Raw genomic sequence first — 16,890 nt, forward strand, 5'->3', positions numbered from 1 at the left:
GTTTTAAATAGCGCATTTCAGCTTGTGTAGGTAAAAACCTAGAAATATTGTGAAGACATAAGGTGCACATAGTGCAAAAAATTAAAAATAAGACGCCAACTACGTTGTTTTCTTGCTGTTTAATCTGCACAGATGAAGATAACTGAATACCTTCAGTTTCATGATAAGGGGGCTGGCGAAGGGTGTCAAGCAAGTTTTTTCGTTTCTATTTCCAATAAAAGTTTGTTATATGGTTATGCAAGAAGTCTATTATAAATAAAATGAATGTGAAAAATATCTTATTAGCGTTTTTAGTACAAATGGTATTCAGTTTGCCGCTATTTGCAGCTGATCCTGTTTTGCTCAACTGCATTGAAACTCCGGAAATATATGACCTTGATGCAAGGCCAAAAAATTTTAGCTCTTCAAACAATTTAAGAAGGAAACCTGGTTCTCCAAATAGTGCAACAGGAGAATTAATACACATAGTGGGTAGAATTACTGATATAAACTGTTTACCAATACAAAATGCTGTAGTTTCTATATGGCACGCGAATTCACGCGGCGTGAACCATTACGATAAGAATATAGAGGATGATCCGAATTTTGCTGGATCAGGAAGGTTTGTAGTGAATAATCTTGGCTATTATAATTTTATTACGATAGCACCTGGTAAAATTGGTGATAGAGCTCCACATATCAACTTTCTAGTTCAACATCCGGATTTTCCAGAATTCACAACGCAAATGTTTTTTGCTGACCATAATTGCGATAATTGTGCTGATCCTGTTCTTGGAGATTTTGTTAGTAATGGGCTTGCAAGCCTTCTCATAACACCATTTACTTACAGTGATCAGGTCATAAAAACCTATACGTTTAACATTACCTTGGGCGGATATAATAAGTTCTCTAATAAAAGATAAAAAACCCTTGCATGTAAGGGAGTCCATAGTAAACTTAAGTGTTATTGCACTTAGGATGTATATGAAAAATATCTTACTGATGTTTTTGCTATGTTTTATGTACAGTTTACAATTATTTGCAACGGAGATGCCAGCAATGAAAATAACAATTTCTAAAATTTTGCCCGATTTTAAAACAATAGTAATGGGTTTATTTGAGGACAACGAAACCATAAATGATGGCGGAGTTTTGCAAGGAAAACAGATCATAGATAATATAAAGCAATTTAGCGATTTCAATGGAAGTTTTGGTGAATTTTTCTCTACTGCTTTGCCAGAAGAAAAAAATGTCATAGTTGTCGGACTTGGTAAGAAGGATGAATGGAATGAAAATAAAGAATTAAATATTGGTGGTAAAATATATTGTGAGTTAAGCAGATTAAAAATTAAAAAAGCAGCGGTTTTAATCGAAGGTAGTGCAGCAAATGTTGCATATGGTGCGTTTCTGCGTAGTTTTAAATTTGATAAGTATAAAACTAAAAAGGATGAGAAAATTACAGAGGTAGAGGAGATTACCGTATTAGTAAAAGATGAGCAATTAAGTAATGCTGAAAGATCATTTGAGCACTCAAGGCAAGAAGGTGAGAGTATATTCCTTGCGCGCTCTTTTATAACAGAGCCTCCTAACATTCTATATCCAGAATCCTATGCTGATCATATAAAAAAAGAACTTACTAAGCTTGGCCTTGAAATCGAGGTGCTTGATAAAAAGCAGATGGAAGAGAAAAAAATGGGAGCCTTGCTTGGAGTTGCACAAGGAAGTAGTAAAGAACCAAAATTAGTAGTGATAAAATGGAATGGAGCTGCTAAAGAACAAAAGCCAATAGCTTTTGTTGGTAAAGGCATAACGTTTGACACTGGTGGAGTATCGCTCAAACCTTCACGTGGTATGGAGTCGATGAAATATGACATGGCAGGCTCTGCTGCTGTGGTTGGGGTGATGCATGCTTTAGCAGGACGAAAAGCAAAAGTAAATGCGATCGGTGTGGTCGCACTTGCAGAAAATGCAGTGGGTGGTAATGCTCAAAGACCAAGTGATGTAGTAACTTCAATGTCTGGACAGACAATAGAAGTGTTGAACACCGATGCAGAAGGAAGGCTCATACTTGCAGATGCTTTGTGGTATACGCAAGAGAGATTTTCACCACAATTTATGATTGATCTTGCAACTTTAACTGGTGCTATAGTGGTTGCGCTTGGAAATAACGAATATGCTGGTCTTTTTTCAAATAATGATGAATTAGCAAACCGTCTGATTGATGCAGGAAATGAAGTAAATGAGAAGTTATGGCGTTTTCCTATGAATGAAACTTACGATAAAATTATTGATTCACCGATTGCTGATGTGCAAAATATCGCTCCTGCGGGCTCTGGCGGAGATAGCATAATGGCTGCACAGTTTTTACAGCGTTTTGTGGATGAAACTTGCTGGGCACATTTAGATATTGCAGGCACTGCTTGGCACGAAAAAGGTACTGACATTTGTCCAAGAGGAGCAGTAGGTTTTGGTGTAAGGTTACTTAATAAGTTGGTTGAAAAGTACTACGAAGCCAATGATTAAAGATCTTTATCTGGATTTATGGCTTAGCTACATGAACGTTTATTTTTGAGGCGCAGCAAATGAAAGTAGCTGATACATATTTCTTTTTTTCTGGATTCCAGTGTCAGCTACTTTCATGACACCCTGACAACCGTCATCCCGCTACTTGTTAGCGGCTGAGATACCGCGAATGAATCGCGGTATGACGGTTCGTGGCGGCGTGACGATAAGCTCGTCATCCCGCTGCTTGTTAGCGGGATCTAGAGATACCGCGGCGGTATGACGTAGGACTGCTGTCATCCAAGTAGCCTCCTATGGTGTCATCCCAGTGCCCAGACACTGGGATCCAGTTGAGCTATTTCAACAAAAATACTGCATTTTGAGATGAACGTTTATTTTCACCAGATTATTTACAAGTATAACAATTAAAGTCTGGATTCCAGTGTCAAGCGCTGGAATGACACCGTCTTGGATGGAAACCAGTGTTGGCTACTCGGATGACATCATAGGGGCGCTGGGATGACACCCTGACAATCGTCATCCCGCTGCTTGTTAGCGGCTAAGAGATACCGCGGCGGCATGACGTAGGGAAACCGTTTTTTGGGTTAGCTATAACAGTAGTCAGGAAACAATAGCTTAAAAAGAGACTTAGTGTTAAATTTCTAATAGATTACTTATAAAAATAAATCTTATGGAAAGCAGAGCTAAGGCTTGGTTCATTTGGCTGATTAGTAACTTGGTTGTTATATTCAGCAACATGCAGATAATTTATACCTTTATAAGTGTAAATCTTGAAAAGGAACTTGGACTTACAATCGCGCAAGTTGCACTGGCTAATTCAGCATATACTTGGACTTTCGCCATCTTACAATTTTTTAGTGGAGCAACGTTTAATGTTTTTTCCAGTAAAAAAATTTATTTTTTCTCATTATCAACTATGATCTTGGGGTTTTTTGTCCTTATTAATAGTGACAATTTCTCCCATTTGATTTTGTCTCAAGTGTTGATTGCAACTGGAGCATCATTTGGCTTTATTGGTGCTGCTCACACAAGTAGCATATGTTTTTCCGCTGCCCAATTTGGACTAATGTTTTCACTAGTGCAGACAATTTCAAGCCTTTCTGCTTTGGTAATTCAAATACTGTTCTCTAACTTGCTTGCCGAAGATGCATATTGGAAAAATCTGATTGTATGCATAATACTATTTGGTGTGTTGATATTTGTACTTACGCTTTTTTGTCCAAACACACTTCCAGAAAGCAGCTCAGAAAAGCGCACAATAAAAAGCTCTATGAAGACAGTAATGTGCTCTATATTAACAGTGCTAAAATTAAGAGATATCTGGATAACTTCAGTGGTGGGTGCTATTACTTTTGGAACATTTTTAGCACTTAATACCTTGTGGGCTCCAAGGTTACTGGGCAACTCAGAACTCAATGCAATGGAGTCAGGTATAGCAACTGCAATACTATGGCTTGGTCTTGCAGTTGGTGCTCCAATTGCAGATCGAATCTCAAACTTATTTAAAAATAGGAAACATGTAATTTCTGCTTTTGCTTTATTGCAAGGCGTCTCAATTATTATTTTACTATACAGCCATTTAACAGTCCACGTTGTGTACTTTTGTATGTTAATGTTCGGGTTTTTTGCGGGAGGACATATGCTTAATTTTACTGTCGGCAGCGAGATTGTGAAACGAAAATACATCAGCACATCATCATTCATTATCAATGGATTTATGTTTATTGGCAGTGGAGTTATAGTGTCAATGTTAGCACTTTTTACAGATCATAAAATGGCACTTTTTGCAATATTGATAGCTGCCGGTATTTTAAATTATGCAACAAAAGAGACATACTCTAAAAAATAAAGTAGCTGAATCTCGAGTCGATTGCTATATTATATTTACGTATTGTAATATTTATCAATAATGGATCACGTTACAACAAAAGACACAACAGTAACTAAGGCAACGATAGCTGGAAATATAAACCAAGAAATAGGATTATCAAAGGAAGACTCTGTTTCGATAATAGATGATATATTGGACGAAATAAAGACAAGCTTGGCAAAGGATGGAATAGTAAAAATATCGTCATTTGGAACATTCTTGGTCAAAAAAAAGAAGGAAAGGCCCGGAAATATACCAAATACATCGGAGAAAGTGATGATTCAGGCAAGAAATTCAGTTTCTTTTAAGCCTTCAAAAATTATAAAAAAATCAATCAATAATTAATGAACAAGGAAAAATTATTTTATACGATTGGGGAAGTAGCTGAAGAGCTACATTTGGAACAGCATGTTTTGAGATTCTGGGAAGGTCAATTTCATCAAATTAAGCCTACAAAGCGTAAAGGAAGAAGGCTATATGATCGTAAGTGTATAGAGGCTATAAAGAAAGTAAAATACATGCTATATGATAAAGGATATACAATAAAAGGAGTGCAAAAAGAATTTGGTAATGATATAAAAGTCACAAAGAATTTGTTGCAAGAACTTACCGATTTAAGAGACTATTTAACTAGTAGGATAAATAACGAGGAAAGTAATAAGCAGACGTGAAACACTACGTCTCGCTAAAGTTTTGGAGTTTTGTGAAAATCGATATATCTAAAATGTGGCATATAGCCTCATTTCTTATGTTATTAGCAATATTAATAGGCTGTGGCCTGCAAAAACCCGCACCTGTGCTGCTTAAAGGCGAAGAATTTTACGGAAAAAGAGATCTGGAATATACAAGAGAGTACCATTTAATTAGGGAGCCTTCAGTGCAAAAAGAAAGTAGAAAAGCCATCATAAATAGGATATACAGAGATAACAATAATGCACAAGACGTGGAGGTAAATTGTAAATTTGTAATGCCAGTTAAAGGTTCAGCTACCTCTTCTGATGAAACGTGTAAGGATGGCATAAAAATTGCTGCTCAAAATGGAACGAACGTAGTTGCCTCTGCACCAGGCAAAGTGATATATGTAGGCAAAGGGCTGAGATGGTATGGGAATTTAATTATAGTGGAACACAAAGATAATTACATGACTGTGTACTCCTATTTAAAAAACATACATGTTGAAATTGGCGATAAAGTAAAGCAAGGTCAAGTAATTGGATTTGCAGGTAAATCAAGCACACAAGATAAAGATCCACAGATGTGTTTCACAATACGACATAATGGCCAAGCGGTTGATCCTTTGATGCATATGAACTGTAATTGAATTTGGATTTATATGAAATATGATTTTAAAAGTGTTGAAAAATTTTATCAAGATAAATGGGATTTTTCTGTAAGCAAGAGTGGTAAACAAGAAAAGTGTTACGTGTTGGAAATGTTTCCATATCCATCTGGTAAAATTCATATGGGACACTTACGTAACTATGCAATAGGGGATGTGATAGCGCGTTACAAGAGAGCTAATGGATTTGAGGTTTTGCATCCAATTGGCTGGGATGCGTTTGGATTACCAGCTGAGAATGCAGCAAGGGACAACAATATTAGCCCCGAAACATGGACAAAAGAGAATATAGATAATATGCGTACACAGTTGAAATCTATAGGTCTTTCTTATAATTGGGAGCGTGAACTCTCCACATGTGAGCCTGATTATTACAAACACGAACAAAAATTTTTCCTGGATTTTTTAAAGCATGGGCTTGCCTATCGAAAAGAATCATGGGTTAACTGGGATCCAGTGGACCAAACAGTGCTTGCAAATGAACAGGTGGTTGATGGAAAAGGATGGCGATCAGGTGCAGTTGTTGAAAAACGTAAGTTGTCCCAATGGTTTTTAAAGATTACTGATTTCGCTGAAGATTTACTCAAGTGCCTGCAAAGTTTGAAAAATTGGCCAGAAAAAGTCAAAACAATGCAGGAGCGTTGGATAGGAAAATCTGAAGGAGCAACTATAGAGTTTGAAGTAGTTGGCCTGAATAAGAAATTAAAAGTTTTTACAACTTATCCTCATACTTTGTTTGGGGCTTCTTTTTGTGCAGTGGCAGCAGAGCATCCTATTGTGCAGGATTTAAAGAATGGTTCTTCTGTTGTCATCCCAGTGCTTGACACTGGGATCCAGGAAATAAAATCGAAAAGAGAGAACGATGAAAAAATAGGAGTTTACACCGGATTAAACGTCAAACATCCATTTCTTGATAAGGAATTGCCGCTTTACATAGCGAATTTTGTGTTGATGGAATATGGGGAAGGCGCGATTTTTGGTTGCCCTGCACATGATCAGCGTGACTTTGAATTTGCACAGAAATATAATTTGCCGATAATTTCCGTTATTTCTTCAGCCCACTTAGGTGTCATTCCAGCGCGTGACCAGAATTCTTACAATGGATCCCAGTGTCAAGCTACTCAGATGACAAAGGAGGCGTATACTGGAGACGGGACAATGTTTAACTCCGAATTCTTAAACGGATTAATGGTTAGTGAAGCAAAGGAAGCCATAGTTAAAAAATTTGAAGAAAAAAAAATAGGCAAAAAAACAATAAACTATCGTTTGCACGATTGGGGAGTTTCAAGGCAGCGTTATTGGGGATGCCCTATACCTATCATATATTGCAAAGATTGCGGAACTGTTCCAGTGCCAGAAAAAGACCTTCCTGTAGTTCTACCAATAGATGTAGAATTTACAAATGGTGGCAATCCGCTGGATAAGCACCCAACTTGGAAATTTGTTGATTGTCCAAAGTGCGGAAAGCAAGCAGAGCGTGAAACTGATACATTCGACACCTTTTTTGAATCTTCCTGGTATTTTGCTGCATTCTGTAGTGGAGATAAATCAATAGACGAAGATGCATGTAATCGTTTTATGCCTGTTGATTATTATATAGGTGGAATAGAACATGCAATTCTGCATTTGCTTTATTCAAGATTTTTCTGCCGTGCTTTAACCAAATGTGGCTATTTTGATATTAAAGAGCCTTTCTCGACTTTAATCACTCAAGGAATGGTCTGCCATGCAACTTATAAAGACGAAAATGGTAAGTGGCTATTTCCCGCAGAAGCAAAAGAATTAATAGCGCGAGGTGCAAAAGTTCAAGTGGGCAAAGTTGAAAAAATGAGCAAATCGAAAAAGAATACAGTTGACCCAAACTTTATCATAGAAAAGTATGGTGCTGATACTGCTCGCTTGTTTGTGTTGTCCGACACTCCTCCGGAGAAAGATATGGAATGGTCCGATGATGGCGTGGAAGGTTGTTCTCGTTATGTAAATAAATTGTGGCGTATGGTCATGCAGCTAAGACCTGTAAATATACACTATGATAATGAAAGTGTTACGGGTGGACTTCTAGAGTACAGAAAAAAAATTCATAAACTCTTACACGGACTTACAGATGACTTGGAAAACTGCAGATTAAACTGTGTAGTGGCAAAATTTCGTGAGATGACGAATTTAATAGCTGAAATAGACGTAAAAACTGGAAAATCTCTTATTGATGAAGGTATATGTATATTAATCAGAGTAATCGAACCATTCATACCACATCTAGCTGAAAGCCTATGGCAAGGAATAGGAGGTCAACCTTGGCCAAAAGCTGATGAATCATTATTAGTTGACGATACGGTAACTATAGCAGTGCAAATCAATGGAAAATTACGTACAACAATCAAGGTGGCAATTAACTTACCTCAAGAAGAATTGAAGAAAATAGCGATAGACTCTGTGTCCAGTAAGATCGATCAAAGCAAAGTTCGCACTGTATATGCTGTACCAAATAAGATAGTAAATATAGTTATATAAAAAATCCGTAGCGCATCTTTGACTTCATGGCTATACTCTTTTTAACATGCGATTATATCTTTTTTAATATAAAGGATATATACTTATGCATTATATATTTTTTTGTATGAGGAGTTATATGAAAATGAAAAGATTATGTGCTTTAGCTGTGTTGCTCACTTCATCTCTAGGCTCTGTGGACAAAAAATATGAAAAGAGAGAAAAAGATGGTAGTTTAGCCTAATAGGTAAAAAATGGAGAAACTACCATATGCAATATTACATCAAAGAGGAAAATTGGAAACAAATTTTAGAGTTCATAAAAAGCGTAAAAGGAATGCACAGCAAAGATGAAAAACGTTTAAGAATATTCATAGAGGCAGTGTGGTACATAGTGCGAAGTGGTTGCCAATGGAGACTTTTACCAAAAACTTATGGTAATTACAGGAGTATACATAAGCGATTTAAAAGATGGTGTGAAAGAGATGTCTGGAAAAAATTGCTTGAATATACTAAACAAGAGCCTGATTTAGAAGTTGCTATAATCGACGGTACGATCATCCGAGCCCATCCATGTTCATCTGGATATACAAAAAACTCCAAGGATCAAGAAGCTTTAGGGAGGAGCAAAGGTGGCTTTACAACTAAAATACATGCGCTTGTCGATGCACTTGGAAATCCACTTAAATTTACTCTGACTCCTGGTCAAAGAAATGAAATTACGCAGGCACAAGTGTTGACCGAAAGTATCTATAACTCTACTGTAGTAGCTGACAAGGGCTACGATAGCAATGCCTTTGTTACAAGTCTTGAAGACAAGGGATGTACAGTAGTTATTCCGCCAAAACGGAATCGAAAAGTGCAAAGGTATTATGATGAGCATATCTACAAAGAACGTCATTTGATTGAGTGTTTTTTTTGGTAAAATTAAAAATTTTAGGCGCATTTTTTCCAGATTTGATAAAACTGCTGAGGTTTTTATGGGTTTTCTCAATTTTGTTGGAGCTCTTGTATGGCTTCTCTAAAATTTTGTCCACAGAGCCTAGCGAAGAAGAATTGGAAAAGATAATAGGTAGTGATGTAATAATTAAAAAGGCATATGAAGAACTAAATAGATTCAACTGGTCAGAGAAAGAATTTATTGCCTACGAACAGGAAATAAAACGTATTCGTGATGAACGGGCTGTTCTTGAACAAAAACTTGATGATGCTAAAAAGGAAGGAAAAATTGAAGTTGCAAAAACAATGCTAGCTAATAATGTTGATGTCACCACTATTGTTAAGTTTACTGGCCTCTCCATGAGTGAGATTGAAAAATTAAGTGGAAATCTGTGAACGGTTACCTTGGATGACAGAAAAGAGTGTTGGAAGGAGGCAATATTAAAAACTTAATTTCAGTCCAGCCAAGAACACATAACCAGAGTTGTTATTTTCTATTTTAGGCTCTTTTGTACTAAACTTTACAATATCGAAATAGTATGAAGTACCTAAAAAAAGAGAATTTTCAAGACTTAAAGCATATGATGTTAACTCGTTTGTACCTTCGCCTGCAATATCCCTACCACTACTAAAATATGTTAAGCTCGATTTGTAAGAATCAGAACGGTAAGCGATACCTGCATTCATATAATACGTATTATTTGTTTCAGGATTACGCTTCTCACCAGATTTACCACCATTACCATATGAAAAAATGCAATCAAGATCGAACAATTTTAGCTTCAAACCAAAATTCCAGTGCAGTAATTGATTACGACATTTATAACCTTCAGGAGTTCCATCTGAGCAACCAGTTAAATTTTCTCTTGCAAATTCACCAGTCAAAGCAGTAGTAAAACCTATATCATCTGACAAGCTGTTTTTATAGGAAAGGCCAGCAGCAATTAAATTGCTGTACTGTAAGTTATTTTTTCCTGGAACATAGCTGAATCCGAGTTGAAAGTTATAGATTTCAGGGGAGATGTAGTTAATTGATGATTGTTTTAACCCTAGTTCGAGTTCATTATAATCGCTATAAATATTGGGCTTGACCCAGAACACCTTGTCTTGATCATATCCAGGGTCACCATCTTTTTTATGATCACCACGCAAATTTGCATAGTTTGTCCAATGACCATTTACTCCTCCAGCAGCTGCATAAATTTTTGAAGTGTTAATTAACATGCTCTGACTAACTAAACTTCTTTTACCATATTCAATTGATCCAAGTCCCTGATTTTTAATGATGAAATACCCTTCCTCCATGTCTAACTTTTCTATGTCTAACGCTTTTAGGTTTGCAATACCAGAAACTCCTGCCTCAACATTAAACCCTATTTGAGTATTTGGATAAACTTGCTGTAAATAAAGAAAGCGCAAGTATGAATAACTTGAAGTTTTATCCTTAGGCTTAGCATTGAAAGAATCTCTGTTGAAGGCGTAGCCGAATCTCAAATCTATTTTTCCGTCTAGTTCTGCATAAAATATTTCCTTATCCAAAATTGTTTTAGAGCTAGCACTATTCTGCAAAAACAATGATGAAAGCAGTGCTACCAGGTAGTACTTTAACTTCATAAATAAACTTAAATCTTTATAAAAATTTAAGTTTAAACTCAATATAAATAAAAAACAACTTTTCAGAAGGTACCGCTGGTAGATTTTGCTGCCCGTTTTTGAGCTATATTCCCATAAATTATTGATACACTTGGTAATTTTTGCATTAATAACTGCTTATTAATGGCAGAATGTATACGATTAATTATTTTAGATGTACTTTTTACATCGCAGTTAATCAAAACAAAAAGCACTTTATTCTCATCAATATACCCTAGGCTCTGTGGACAAAAAATATGAAAAGAGAGAAAAAGATGGTAGTTTAGCCTAATAGGTAAAAAATGGAGAAACTACCATATGCAATATTACATCAAAGAGGAAAATTGGAAACAAATTTTAGAGTTCATAAAAAGCGTAAAAGGAATGCACAGCAAAAATGAAAAACGTTTAAGAATATTCATAGAGGCAGTGTGGTACATAGTGCGAAGTGGTTGCCAATGGAGACTTTTACCAAAAACTTATGGTAATTACAGGAGTATACATAAGCGATTTAAAAGATGGTGTGAAAGAGATGTCTGGAAAAAATTGCTTGAATATACTAAACAAGAGCCTGATTTAGAAGTTGCTATAATCGACGGTACGATCATCCGAGGCCATCCATGTTCATCTGGATATACAAAAAACTCCAAGGATCAAGAAGCTTTAGGGAGGAGCAAAGGTGGCTTTACAACTAAAATACATGCGCTTGTCGATGCACTTGGAAATCCACTTAAATTTACTCTGACTCCTGGTCAAAGAAATGAAATTACGCAGGCACAAGTGTTGACCGAAAGTATCTATAACTCTACTGTAGTAGCTGACAAGGGCTACGATAGCAATGCCTTTGTTACAAGTCTTGAAGACAAGGGATGTACAGTAGTTATTCCGCCAAAACGGAATCGAAAAGTGCAAAGGTATTACGATGAGCATATCTACAAAGAACGTCATTTGATTGAGTGTTTTTTTGGTAAAATTAAAAATTTTAGGCGCATTTTTTCCAGATTTGATAAAACTGCTGAGGTTTTTATGGGTTTTCTCAATTTTGTTGGAGCTCTTGTATGGCTTCTCTAAAATTTTGTCCACAGAGCCTAAGAAAATTGATCTCAGATGCTGAATACTTGGCAAATTTATCTCTATCTCTAAAATCCTTTTCACGAATCGCCTCGAATACTGTTGCAATTGCCTCTCCCTGACTCTTGCCCTTTCCATGCATGCATACTTTGTATTGCTCAAAATTTAGGTCTTCTTCCCTTAAATTTGGATTTTGCTGTCTAATCTCTTGCACTAGAGCATTTCTCTCCCTTGTACTGAACCTTAACCCATCACTATTAGGACGATCAGAAATACTGTAACATCTGACAACTTGCTGTCCGTCACGATAAACAGCGACTTTTAGGTTCCCTGTATTTCTATTTCTACCACCTGTATCAATACCATGATTATCAAAACGAAAATACACTCTCTCATTTGCTTTTAAGATATTAGCATCATGTGCAGTAGCAAACATACTAAAAAAGAATACAGGAAGAAAACGACCTGCACTTACATGATACAAGCATCGAACAGACGAAATCTGTCAAATCAGAAAGAAACACACAAATTTAAGTTTTTAGTAGTTTTCAAGTATAGTTGTACAGGAAGCGCCTCTGCAGTTATGACCGACATTTTCAATGGTGCCTAAGTGCCCGTATGCAAGGATGGTTTTGGAAGGAACGGTCAAATCATTGATGGAGTCATTTAGACTACCTCGGTTAGGAGATTGTACTATCAACCGTTCCAAGCTGAAGCGTTTCCCTATTACAAATTATATGTAGGAGTTACCATGAAAAAAGCAAAAAGTAAATTAGAAATAGTGAATCCTAATGCAGCAGGAATAGACATTGGTTCAGCTGTACACTATGTGTGTGTACCTGAAGGAAGAGATGAACAACGCGTTCAGAAATTTGGCTGCTTTACTGAAGACCTTCATAACTTAGCACAGTGGTTGAAAAAGTGTAAAGTTACAACAGTAGCTATGGAATCAACAGGAGTATATTGGATTCCTTTATTTCAAATACTTGAGTCATACAAATTCGAGGTAAGATTGGTAAATGCACGGCATGTAAAGAATGTACCTGGTAGGAAGTCTGACGTTCAAGATTGCCAATGGCTCCAACAACTGCATAGCTACGGACTGCTTCATGGATCGTTTAGGCCAGATAATCAGATGTGTGTATTGCGCAGTTACGTGCGGCAACGCAAAAATCTCACTGAAAGTGCATCTACACATATTCTGCGTATGCAGAAGGCATTAATTCAAATGAATATACAATTACACAAGGTTATTAGTCATATTACTGGGATAACTGGTATGAAAATCATTGAAGCTATAATTGAAGGCGAAAGAGATCCTGAGAAATTGGCTAAATTCAGGGATGCACGAATAAAAAATGATCAGTCTACTATTGCAAAAGCGTTAGCTGGTGACTATAGAGAGGAACACTTATTCACGCTAAAGCAAGAATTTGAACTATATAATATTTATCAAGAAAAAATAGCAGAATGTGATAGAAATATTGAAGCCTATTATAAAACGTTTGAAACAAAGTCTTGTGAAAGCAAACAGCTAAGTAAGCAAAAGAATAAAAATAGCAAAAGTAAGCCAAGCTTTGCTTTGTATGAGGAACTGCACCGAATAACTGGTATGGATTTCACTAAAATTCCTGGATTTGATGTATTAAGTATACAAACCATAGTTTCAGAAGTTGGTATAAACCATAGTAAATGGCCAACAGAAAAGCACTTTTCATCGTGGTTGGGACTCAGTCCTGCTAATAAAGTTACAGGGGAAAAAGTGTTTAACACAAGAACACGTAAAGTCATTAACCGTGCTGCAAATGCTTTGCGAATAGCTGCTCATTCTGTAGGAAATAGTAAAAGTGCGTTGGGTGCATACTACAGAAGATTGAAAAAACGACTAGGAGCACCAAAAGCAATAACAGCTACTGCAAGAAAAATGGCATGCATATTTTATAGTATGCTCAAATACGGACAGGAATATGTAGAAAAAGGAATGGAATACTATGAAACACGCTATAAAGATAGAACTGTAAAAAATTTGATCAAAAAAGCGAGCGAATTTGGCTACATATTAGTTCAACAAGAAGAGTTAGTTGAGTGAGTTTCTTAGGAGAAAAAATAAACAGCTGTTATTTTTTTAGTAATTAAGTAAAATAGAGTGAAAGATTGCGAGGAAGCTTTGAAAAATAAGATAAAAAAGATAGTAATTTCAGGAAAGGAAGTGTGGCCAATCATTGAGGGCGGCAAAGGCATCGCAATCAGTGATGGAAGGTCAAGTGGAGCATTTGCTGCAGCAGATGCTGTGGGTACGTTTTCTGGTGCAAATGCTAAGCTTATTGATGATAATGGTGAGTTAGTGCCGCTGATCTACAAAGGCAAAACAAGAAATGAAAAACACAGTGAATTGATAGAGTATAGTATTAAAGCTGGAATTAGTCAGGCAAAAATAGCAAATGAAATATCAAAAGGTCATGGAAGAATACACATGAATGTACTTTGGGAGATGGGGGCAGCAGAACGCGTGCTTCATGGCATATTAGAAAAAGCAAAAGGCTTAGTTCATGGTATTACCTGCGGTGCTGGTATGCCTTATAGGCTTGGAGAAATTGCAGCTAAATATCAGGTTTATTATTACCCTATTATCTCATCGGTGCGCGCTTTTAAAGCATTATGGAAGCGTACTTACCAAAAAATATCTTCCTATTTGCTTGGTGGAGTAGTGTATGAAGATCCATGGCTTGCTGGAGGGCACAATGGACTGAGTAACAGTGAAGACCCAGAGCTACCACAGGCTCCATTTGAAAGAGTTGCAGAGCTTAGATCTTTCATGAACGAGATCGGTCTTTCAGAAACACCAATTGTTATGGCAGGAGGAGTGTGGCATTTGAAAGATTGGGAACATTGGTTTGACAATCTGCAAATTGGACCAATAGCTTTTCAGTTTGGCACTCGTCCACTTTTGACGAAAGAAAGCCCAATTTCTGCAGAGTGGAAAAAGAAGCTACTCACTTTAGAAGAAGGTGATGTATTTTTAAATAAATTCAGTCCAACAGGGTTTTACTCATCTGCAGTAAAAAATAACTTCATACGTGAGTTGCAGGAACGGAATTCACGTCAAATAAAGTTTTCAGAAAATGCTAGCGAAGAATTTAATAATGAATTTGCAATGGGTAGCAGAGGTAGAATGATCTACCTTACTGCAAAAGGCAAAGAACTGGCAAATACATGGACTAAAGCAGGGTATACAGAAGCAATGAAAACTTCAGATACAACTGTTATTTTTGTGACGCCAGGCAGGTTTGCAGAGATAAGACAAGATCAAATCAATTGTATGGGATGCTTAAGTCATTGTTTGTTTAGCAATTGGAAAGATCATGGTGACCATTCAACAGGACGAAAGCCAGATCCGCGTAGTTTTTGCATACAAAAAACACTGCAAAACGTTATACACGATGGTGATATTGAGAACGAACTCATGTTTTCCGGGCACAATGTGTACAAATTTAAGCAAGATCCATTTTATGAGAATGGCTACGTACCGGCAGTAAAAGAACTGGTGGAAAGGATATTGACTGGGTATTGAGTCAGCAGTGGCCTGAAAAGTCCATTTTTCACTTTATAAAATGTTTATATTTTACTACCTACTTTATTTGAATAAGTTCTTCTGCCACACTTGAACGAATATCAAAAAAGATTGAATATTTGTATAGAATAGTGTATAATTATTAATCTTTTCTCAGTATTTTTACTATGGCTTTATCTAAGTTTCTCGACCCTAAGCTGGATTTAACCTTCAAAAAAATATGTAGGGTCGAGAACTGGCGCGCCTACTTTAGGGTTTGGTGGCTGATCCATTGTTTTCACAATAGGCCTCAATCCAAATTCCCATGTTAACGTTTCCAGCTCCCGCCTCGTCAAATGCAGCATCCGCACTACGCTTTCCTAGCAGATTCTTTACCAAAGTTTATAACATATTGTGCTGGTGATGCTTTCGGTTTGTAATACCTTATTCTGTAGTCTGAATATAGACTCAGCGTTTTGTATATCCATTCGCTACTCCACTTCTTCCAACCAAACCCTTTCTGACCTTACCCAGAAAAAGTGGAGAGAAAGTTTGGAATGTTTTTTACAAAAAGAATGATGCATCAAATTGTTCTGGAATGCAATAGTTAATAGTGACGTTGTTTGTTATAAAAAATTTCTATGTATTCAAATATTGCAGTTCTAGGCTCTGTGGACAAAATTTTAGAGAAGCCATACAAGAGCTCCAACAAAATTGAGAAAACCCATAAAAACCTCAGCAGTTTTATCAAATCTGGAAAAAATGCGCCTAAAATTTTTAATTTTACCAAAAAAACACTCAATCAAATGACGTTCTTTGTAGATATGCTCATCGTAATACCTTTGCACTTTTCGATTCCGTTTTGGCGGAATAACTACTGTACATCCCTTGTCTTCAAGACTTGTAACAAAGGCATTGCTATCGTAGCCCTTGTCAGCTACTACAGTAGAGTTATAGATACTTTCGGTCAACACTTGTGCCTGCGTAATTTCATTTCTTTGACCAGGAGTCAGAGTAAATTTAAGTGGATTTCCAAGTGCATCGACAAGCGCATGTATTTTAGTTGTAAAGCCACCTTTGCTCCTCCCTAAAGCTTCTTGATCCTTGGAGTTTTTTGTATATCCAGATGAACATGGATGGCCTCGGATGATCGTACCGTCGATTATAGCAACTTCTAAATCAGGCTCTTGTTTAGTATATTCAAGCAATTTTTTCCAGACATCTCTTTCACACCATCTTTTAAATCGCTTATGTATACTCCTGTAATTACCATAAGTTTTTGGTAAAAGTCTCCATTGGCAACCACTTCGCACTATGTACCACACTGCCTCTATGAATATTCTTAAACGTTTTTCATCTTTGCTGTGCATTCCTTTTACGCTTTTTATGAACTCTAAAATTTGTTTCCAATTTTCCTCTTTGATGTAATATTGCATATGGTAGTTTCTCCATTTTTTACCTATTAGGCTAAACTACCATCTTTTTCTCTCTTTTCATA

The 16,890-nt window shown here is 36.6% G+C and carries 13 protein-coding genes and 3 pseudogenes; 12 read left to right on the forward strand and 4 right to left on the reverse strand.

All coding sequences use genetic code 11. The features are described from left to right. The first annotated feature begins 260 nt into the window (after positions 1-260). From OOK85_RS00770 to OOK85_RS00810, 9 genes and pseudogenes are all read left to right on the forward strand, one after another. Positions 261-902, forward strand: a complete 642-nt coding sequence (locus OOK85_RS00770; protein ID WP_264703405.1) for a protocatechuate 3,4-dioxygenase — start codon at positions 261-263, stop codon at positions 900-902. A gap of 97 nt (positions 903-999) precedes the next feature. Beyond that, entirely contained in the window at positions 1,000-2,502 is a 1,503-nt protein-coding gene (locus tag OOK85_RS00775) for a leucyl aminopeptidase (protein WP_264704105.1), read from the forward strand. A gap of 670 nt (positions 2,503-3,172) precedes the next feature. Then, on the forward strand, positions 3,173-4,351 hold the full coding sequence (locus tag OOK85_RS00780; RefSeq protein ID WP_264703406.1) for an MFS transporter: 1,179 nt from the start codon (positions 3,173-3,175) through the stop codon (positions 4,349-4,351). A gap of 60 nt (positions 4,352-4,411) precedes the next feature. Next, on the forward strand, positions 4,412-4,717 hold the full coding sequence (locus tag OOK85_RS00785; protein ID WP_264703408.1) for an integration host factor subunit alpha: 306 nt from the start codon (positions 4,412-4,414) through the stop codon (positions 4,715-4,717). After that, complete coding sequence (locus OOK85_RS00790) at positions 4,717-5,043, forward strand: MerR family transcriptional regulator (RefSeq protein ID WP_264703410.1); 327 nt, start codon at positions 4,717-4,719, stop codon at positions 5,041-5,043. Before OOK85_RS00785 ends, OOK85_RS00790 begins: the two co-directional genes overlap by 1 nt. A 53-nt stretch (positions 5,044-5,096) precedes the next feature. Continuing rightward, positions 5,097-5,693: a murein hydrolase activator EnvC family protein gene (locus OOK85_RS00795; RefSeq protein WP_264704107.1), complete on the forward strand. Its 597-nt coding sequence runs from the start codon at positions 5,097-5,099 to the stop codon at positions 5,691-5,693. 12 nt (positions 5,694-5,705) lie between these two features. Further along, a complete protein-coding gene (gene leuS, locus OOK85_RS00800) occupies positions 5,706-8,222 on the forward strand; it encodes a leucine--tRNA ligase (RefSeq protein WP_264703412.1) in 2,517 nt (838 codons plus the stop codon). A gap of 249 nt (positions 8,223-8,471) precedes the next feature. Next, positions 8,472-9,125 (forward strand): IS5 family transposase, encoded by a 654-nt coding sequence (locus OOK85_RS00805; RefSeq protein ID WP_406719998.1) that lies wholly within the window; start codon positions 8,472-8,474, stop codon positions 9,123-9,125. Positions 9,126-9,238: 113 nt separating this feature from the next. Beyond that, positions 9,239-9,535: pseudogene (locus OOK85_RS00810) on the forward strand (Rpn family recombination-promoting nuclease/putative transposase); the annotation flags it as partial. Positions 9,536-9,580: 45 nt separating this feature from the next. Here the strand turns inward: OOK85_RS00810 and OOK85_RS00815 are convergent. After that, positions 9,581-10,753: a porin gene (locus tag OOK85_RS00815; RefSeq protein WP_264703414.1), complete on the reverse strand. Its 1,173-nt coding sequence runs from the start codon at positions 10,751-10,753 to the stop codon at positions 9,581-9,583. 336 nt (positions 10,754-11,089) lie between these two features. Here OOK85_RS00815 and OOK85_RS00820 point away from each other — a divergent pair, with 336 nt between their 5' ends. Beyond that, positions 11,090-11,842, forward strand: coding sequence for an IS5 family transposase (locus OOK85_RS00820; RefSeq protein WP_264702205.1), 753 nt, complete (start codon positions 11,090-11,092; stop codon positions 11,840-11,842). A gap of 1 nt (position 11,843) precedes the next feature. Here the strand turns inward: OOK85_RS00820 and OOK85_RS00825 are convergent. Then, a pseudogene (locus OOK85_RS00825) lies at positions 11,844-12,326 on the reverse strand (cytoplasmic incompatibility factor CifB); the annotation flags it as partial. 267 nt (positions 12,327-12,593) lie between these two features. Between OOK85_RS00825 and OOK85_RS00830 the strand changes: the two are divergent. Both OOK85_RS00830 and OOK85_RS00835 read left to right on the forward strand, forming a co-directional pair. Next, complete coding sequence (locus OOK85_RS00830; RefSeq protein ID WP_264703416.1) at positions 12,594-13,931, forward strand: IS110 family RNA-guided transposase; 1,338 nt, start codon at positions 12,594-12,596, stop codon at positions 13,929-13,931. Positions 13,932-14,009: 78 nt separating this feature from the next. Next, positions 14,010-15,413 carry an NAD(P)H-dependent flavin oxidoreductase gene (locus OOK85_RS00835; protein WP_264703418.1) on the forward strand — a complete coding sequence of 468 codons (1,404 nt, stop codon included), beginning with the start codon at positions 14,010-14,012 and terminating at the stop codon, positions 15,411-15,413. A 543-nt stretch (positions 15,414-15,956) separates the two neighbouring features. Here the strand turns inward: OOK85_RS00835 and OOK85_RS07950 are convergent. After that, positions 15,957-16,110 (reverse strand): annotated as a pseudogene (locus tag OOK85_RS07950) (IS3 family transposase); the annotation flags it as partial. Next, entirely contained in the window at positions 16,076-16,828 is a 753-nt protein-coding gene (locus OOK85_RS00840) for an IS5 family transposase (protein WP_264702164.1), read from the reverse strand. The pseudogene OOK85_RS07950 and the gene OOK85_RS00840, both read right to left, overlap by 35 nt. Positions 16,829-16,890: the final 62 nt, after the last annotated feature.

Source organism: Wolbachia endosymbiont (group A) of Volucella inflata, from assembly GCF_947250665.1.
In the GTDB taxonomy this organism is placed as follows: domain Bacteria; phylum Pseudomonadota; class Alphaproteobacteria; order Rickettsiales; family Anaplasmataceae; genus Wolbachia; species Wolbachia pipientis.

Coding starts and splice junctions, on each gene's coding strand:
- OOK85_RS00820 (WP_264702205.1), top strand. CDS start 11,090: ATGCAATATTACATCAAAGAGGAAAATTGGAAACAAATTTTAGAGTTC.
- leuS (WP_264703412.1), top strand. CDS start 5,706: ATGAAATATGATTTTAAAAGTGTTGAAAAATTTTATCAAGATAAATGG.
- OOK85_RS00830 (WP_264703416.1), top strand. CDS start 12,594: ATGAAAAAAGCAAAAAGTAAATTAGAAATAGTGAATCCTAATGCAGCA.
- OOK85_RS00795 (WP_264704107.1), top strand. CDS start 5,097: ATGTGGCATATAGCCTCATTTCTTATGTTATTAGCAATATTAATAGGC.
- OOK85_RS00775 (WP_264704105.1), top strand. CDS start 1,000: ATGTACAGTTTACAATTATTTGCAACGGAGATGCCAGCAATGAAAATA.
- OOK85_RS00785 (WP_264703408.1), top strand. CDS start 4,412: ATGGATCACGTTACAACAAAAGACACAACAGTAACTAAGGCAACGATA.
- OOK85_RS00815 (WP_264703414.1), bottom strand. CDS start 10,753: ATGAAGTTAAAGTACTACCTGGTAGCACTGCTTTCATCATTGTTTTTG.
- OOK85_RS00780 (WP_264703406.1), top strand. CDS start 3,173: ATGGAAAGCAGAGCTAAGGCTTGGTTCATTTGGCTGATTAGTAACTTG.
- OOK85_RS00790 (WP_264703410.1), top strand. CDS start 4,717: ATGAACAAGGAAAAATTATTTTATACGATTGGGGAAGTAGCTGAAGAG.
- OOK85_RS00805 (WP_406719998.1), top strand. CDS start 8,472: ATGCAATATTACATCAAAGAGGAAAATTGGAAACAAATTTTAGAGTTC.
- OOK85_RS00840 (WP_264702164.1), bottom strand. CDS start 16,828: ATGCAATATTACATCAAAGAGGAAAATTGGAAACAAATTTTAGAGTTC.
- OOK85_RS00770 (WP_264703405.1), top strand. CDS start 261: ATGAATGTGAAAAATATCTTATTAGCGTTTTTAGTACAAATGGTATTC.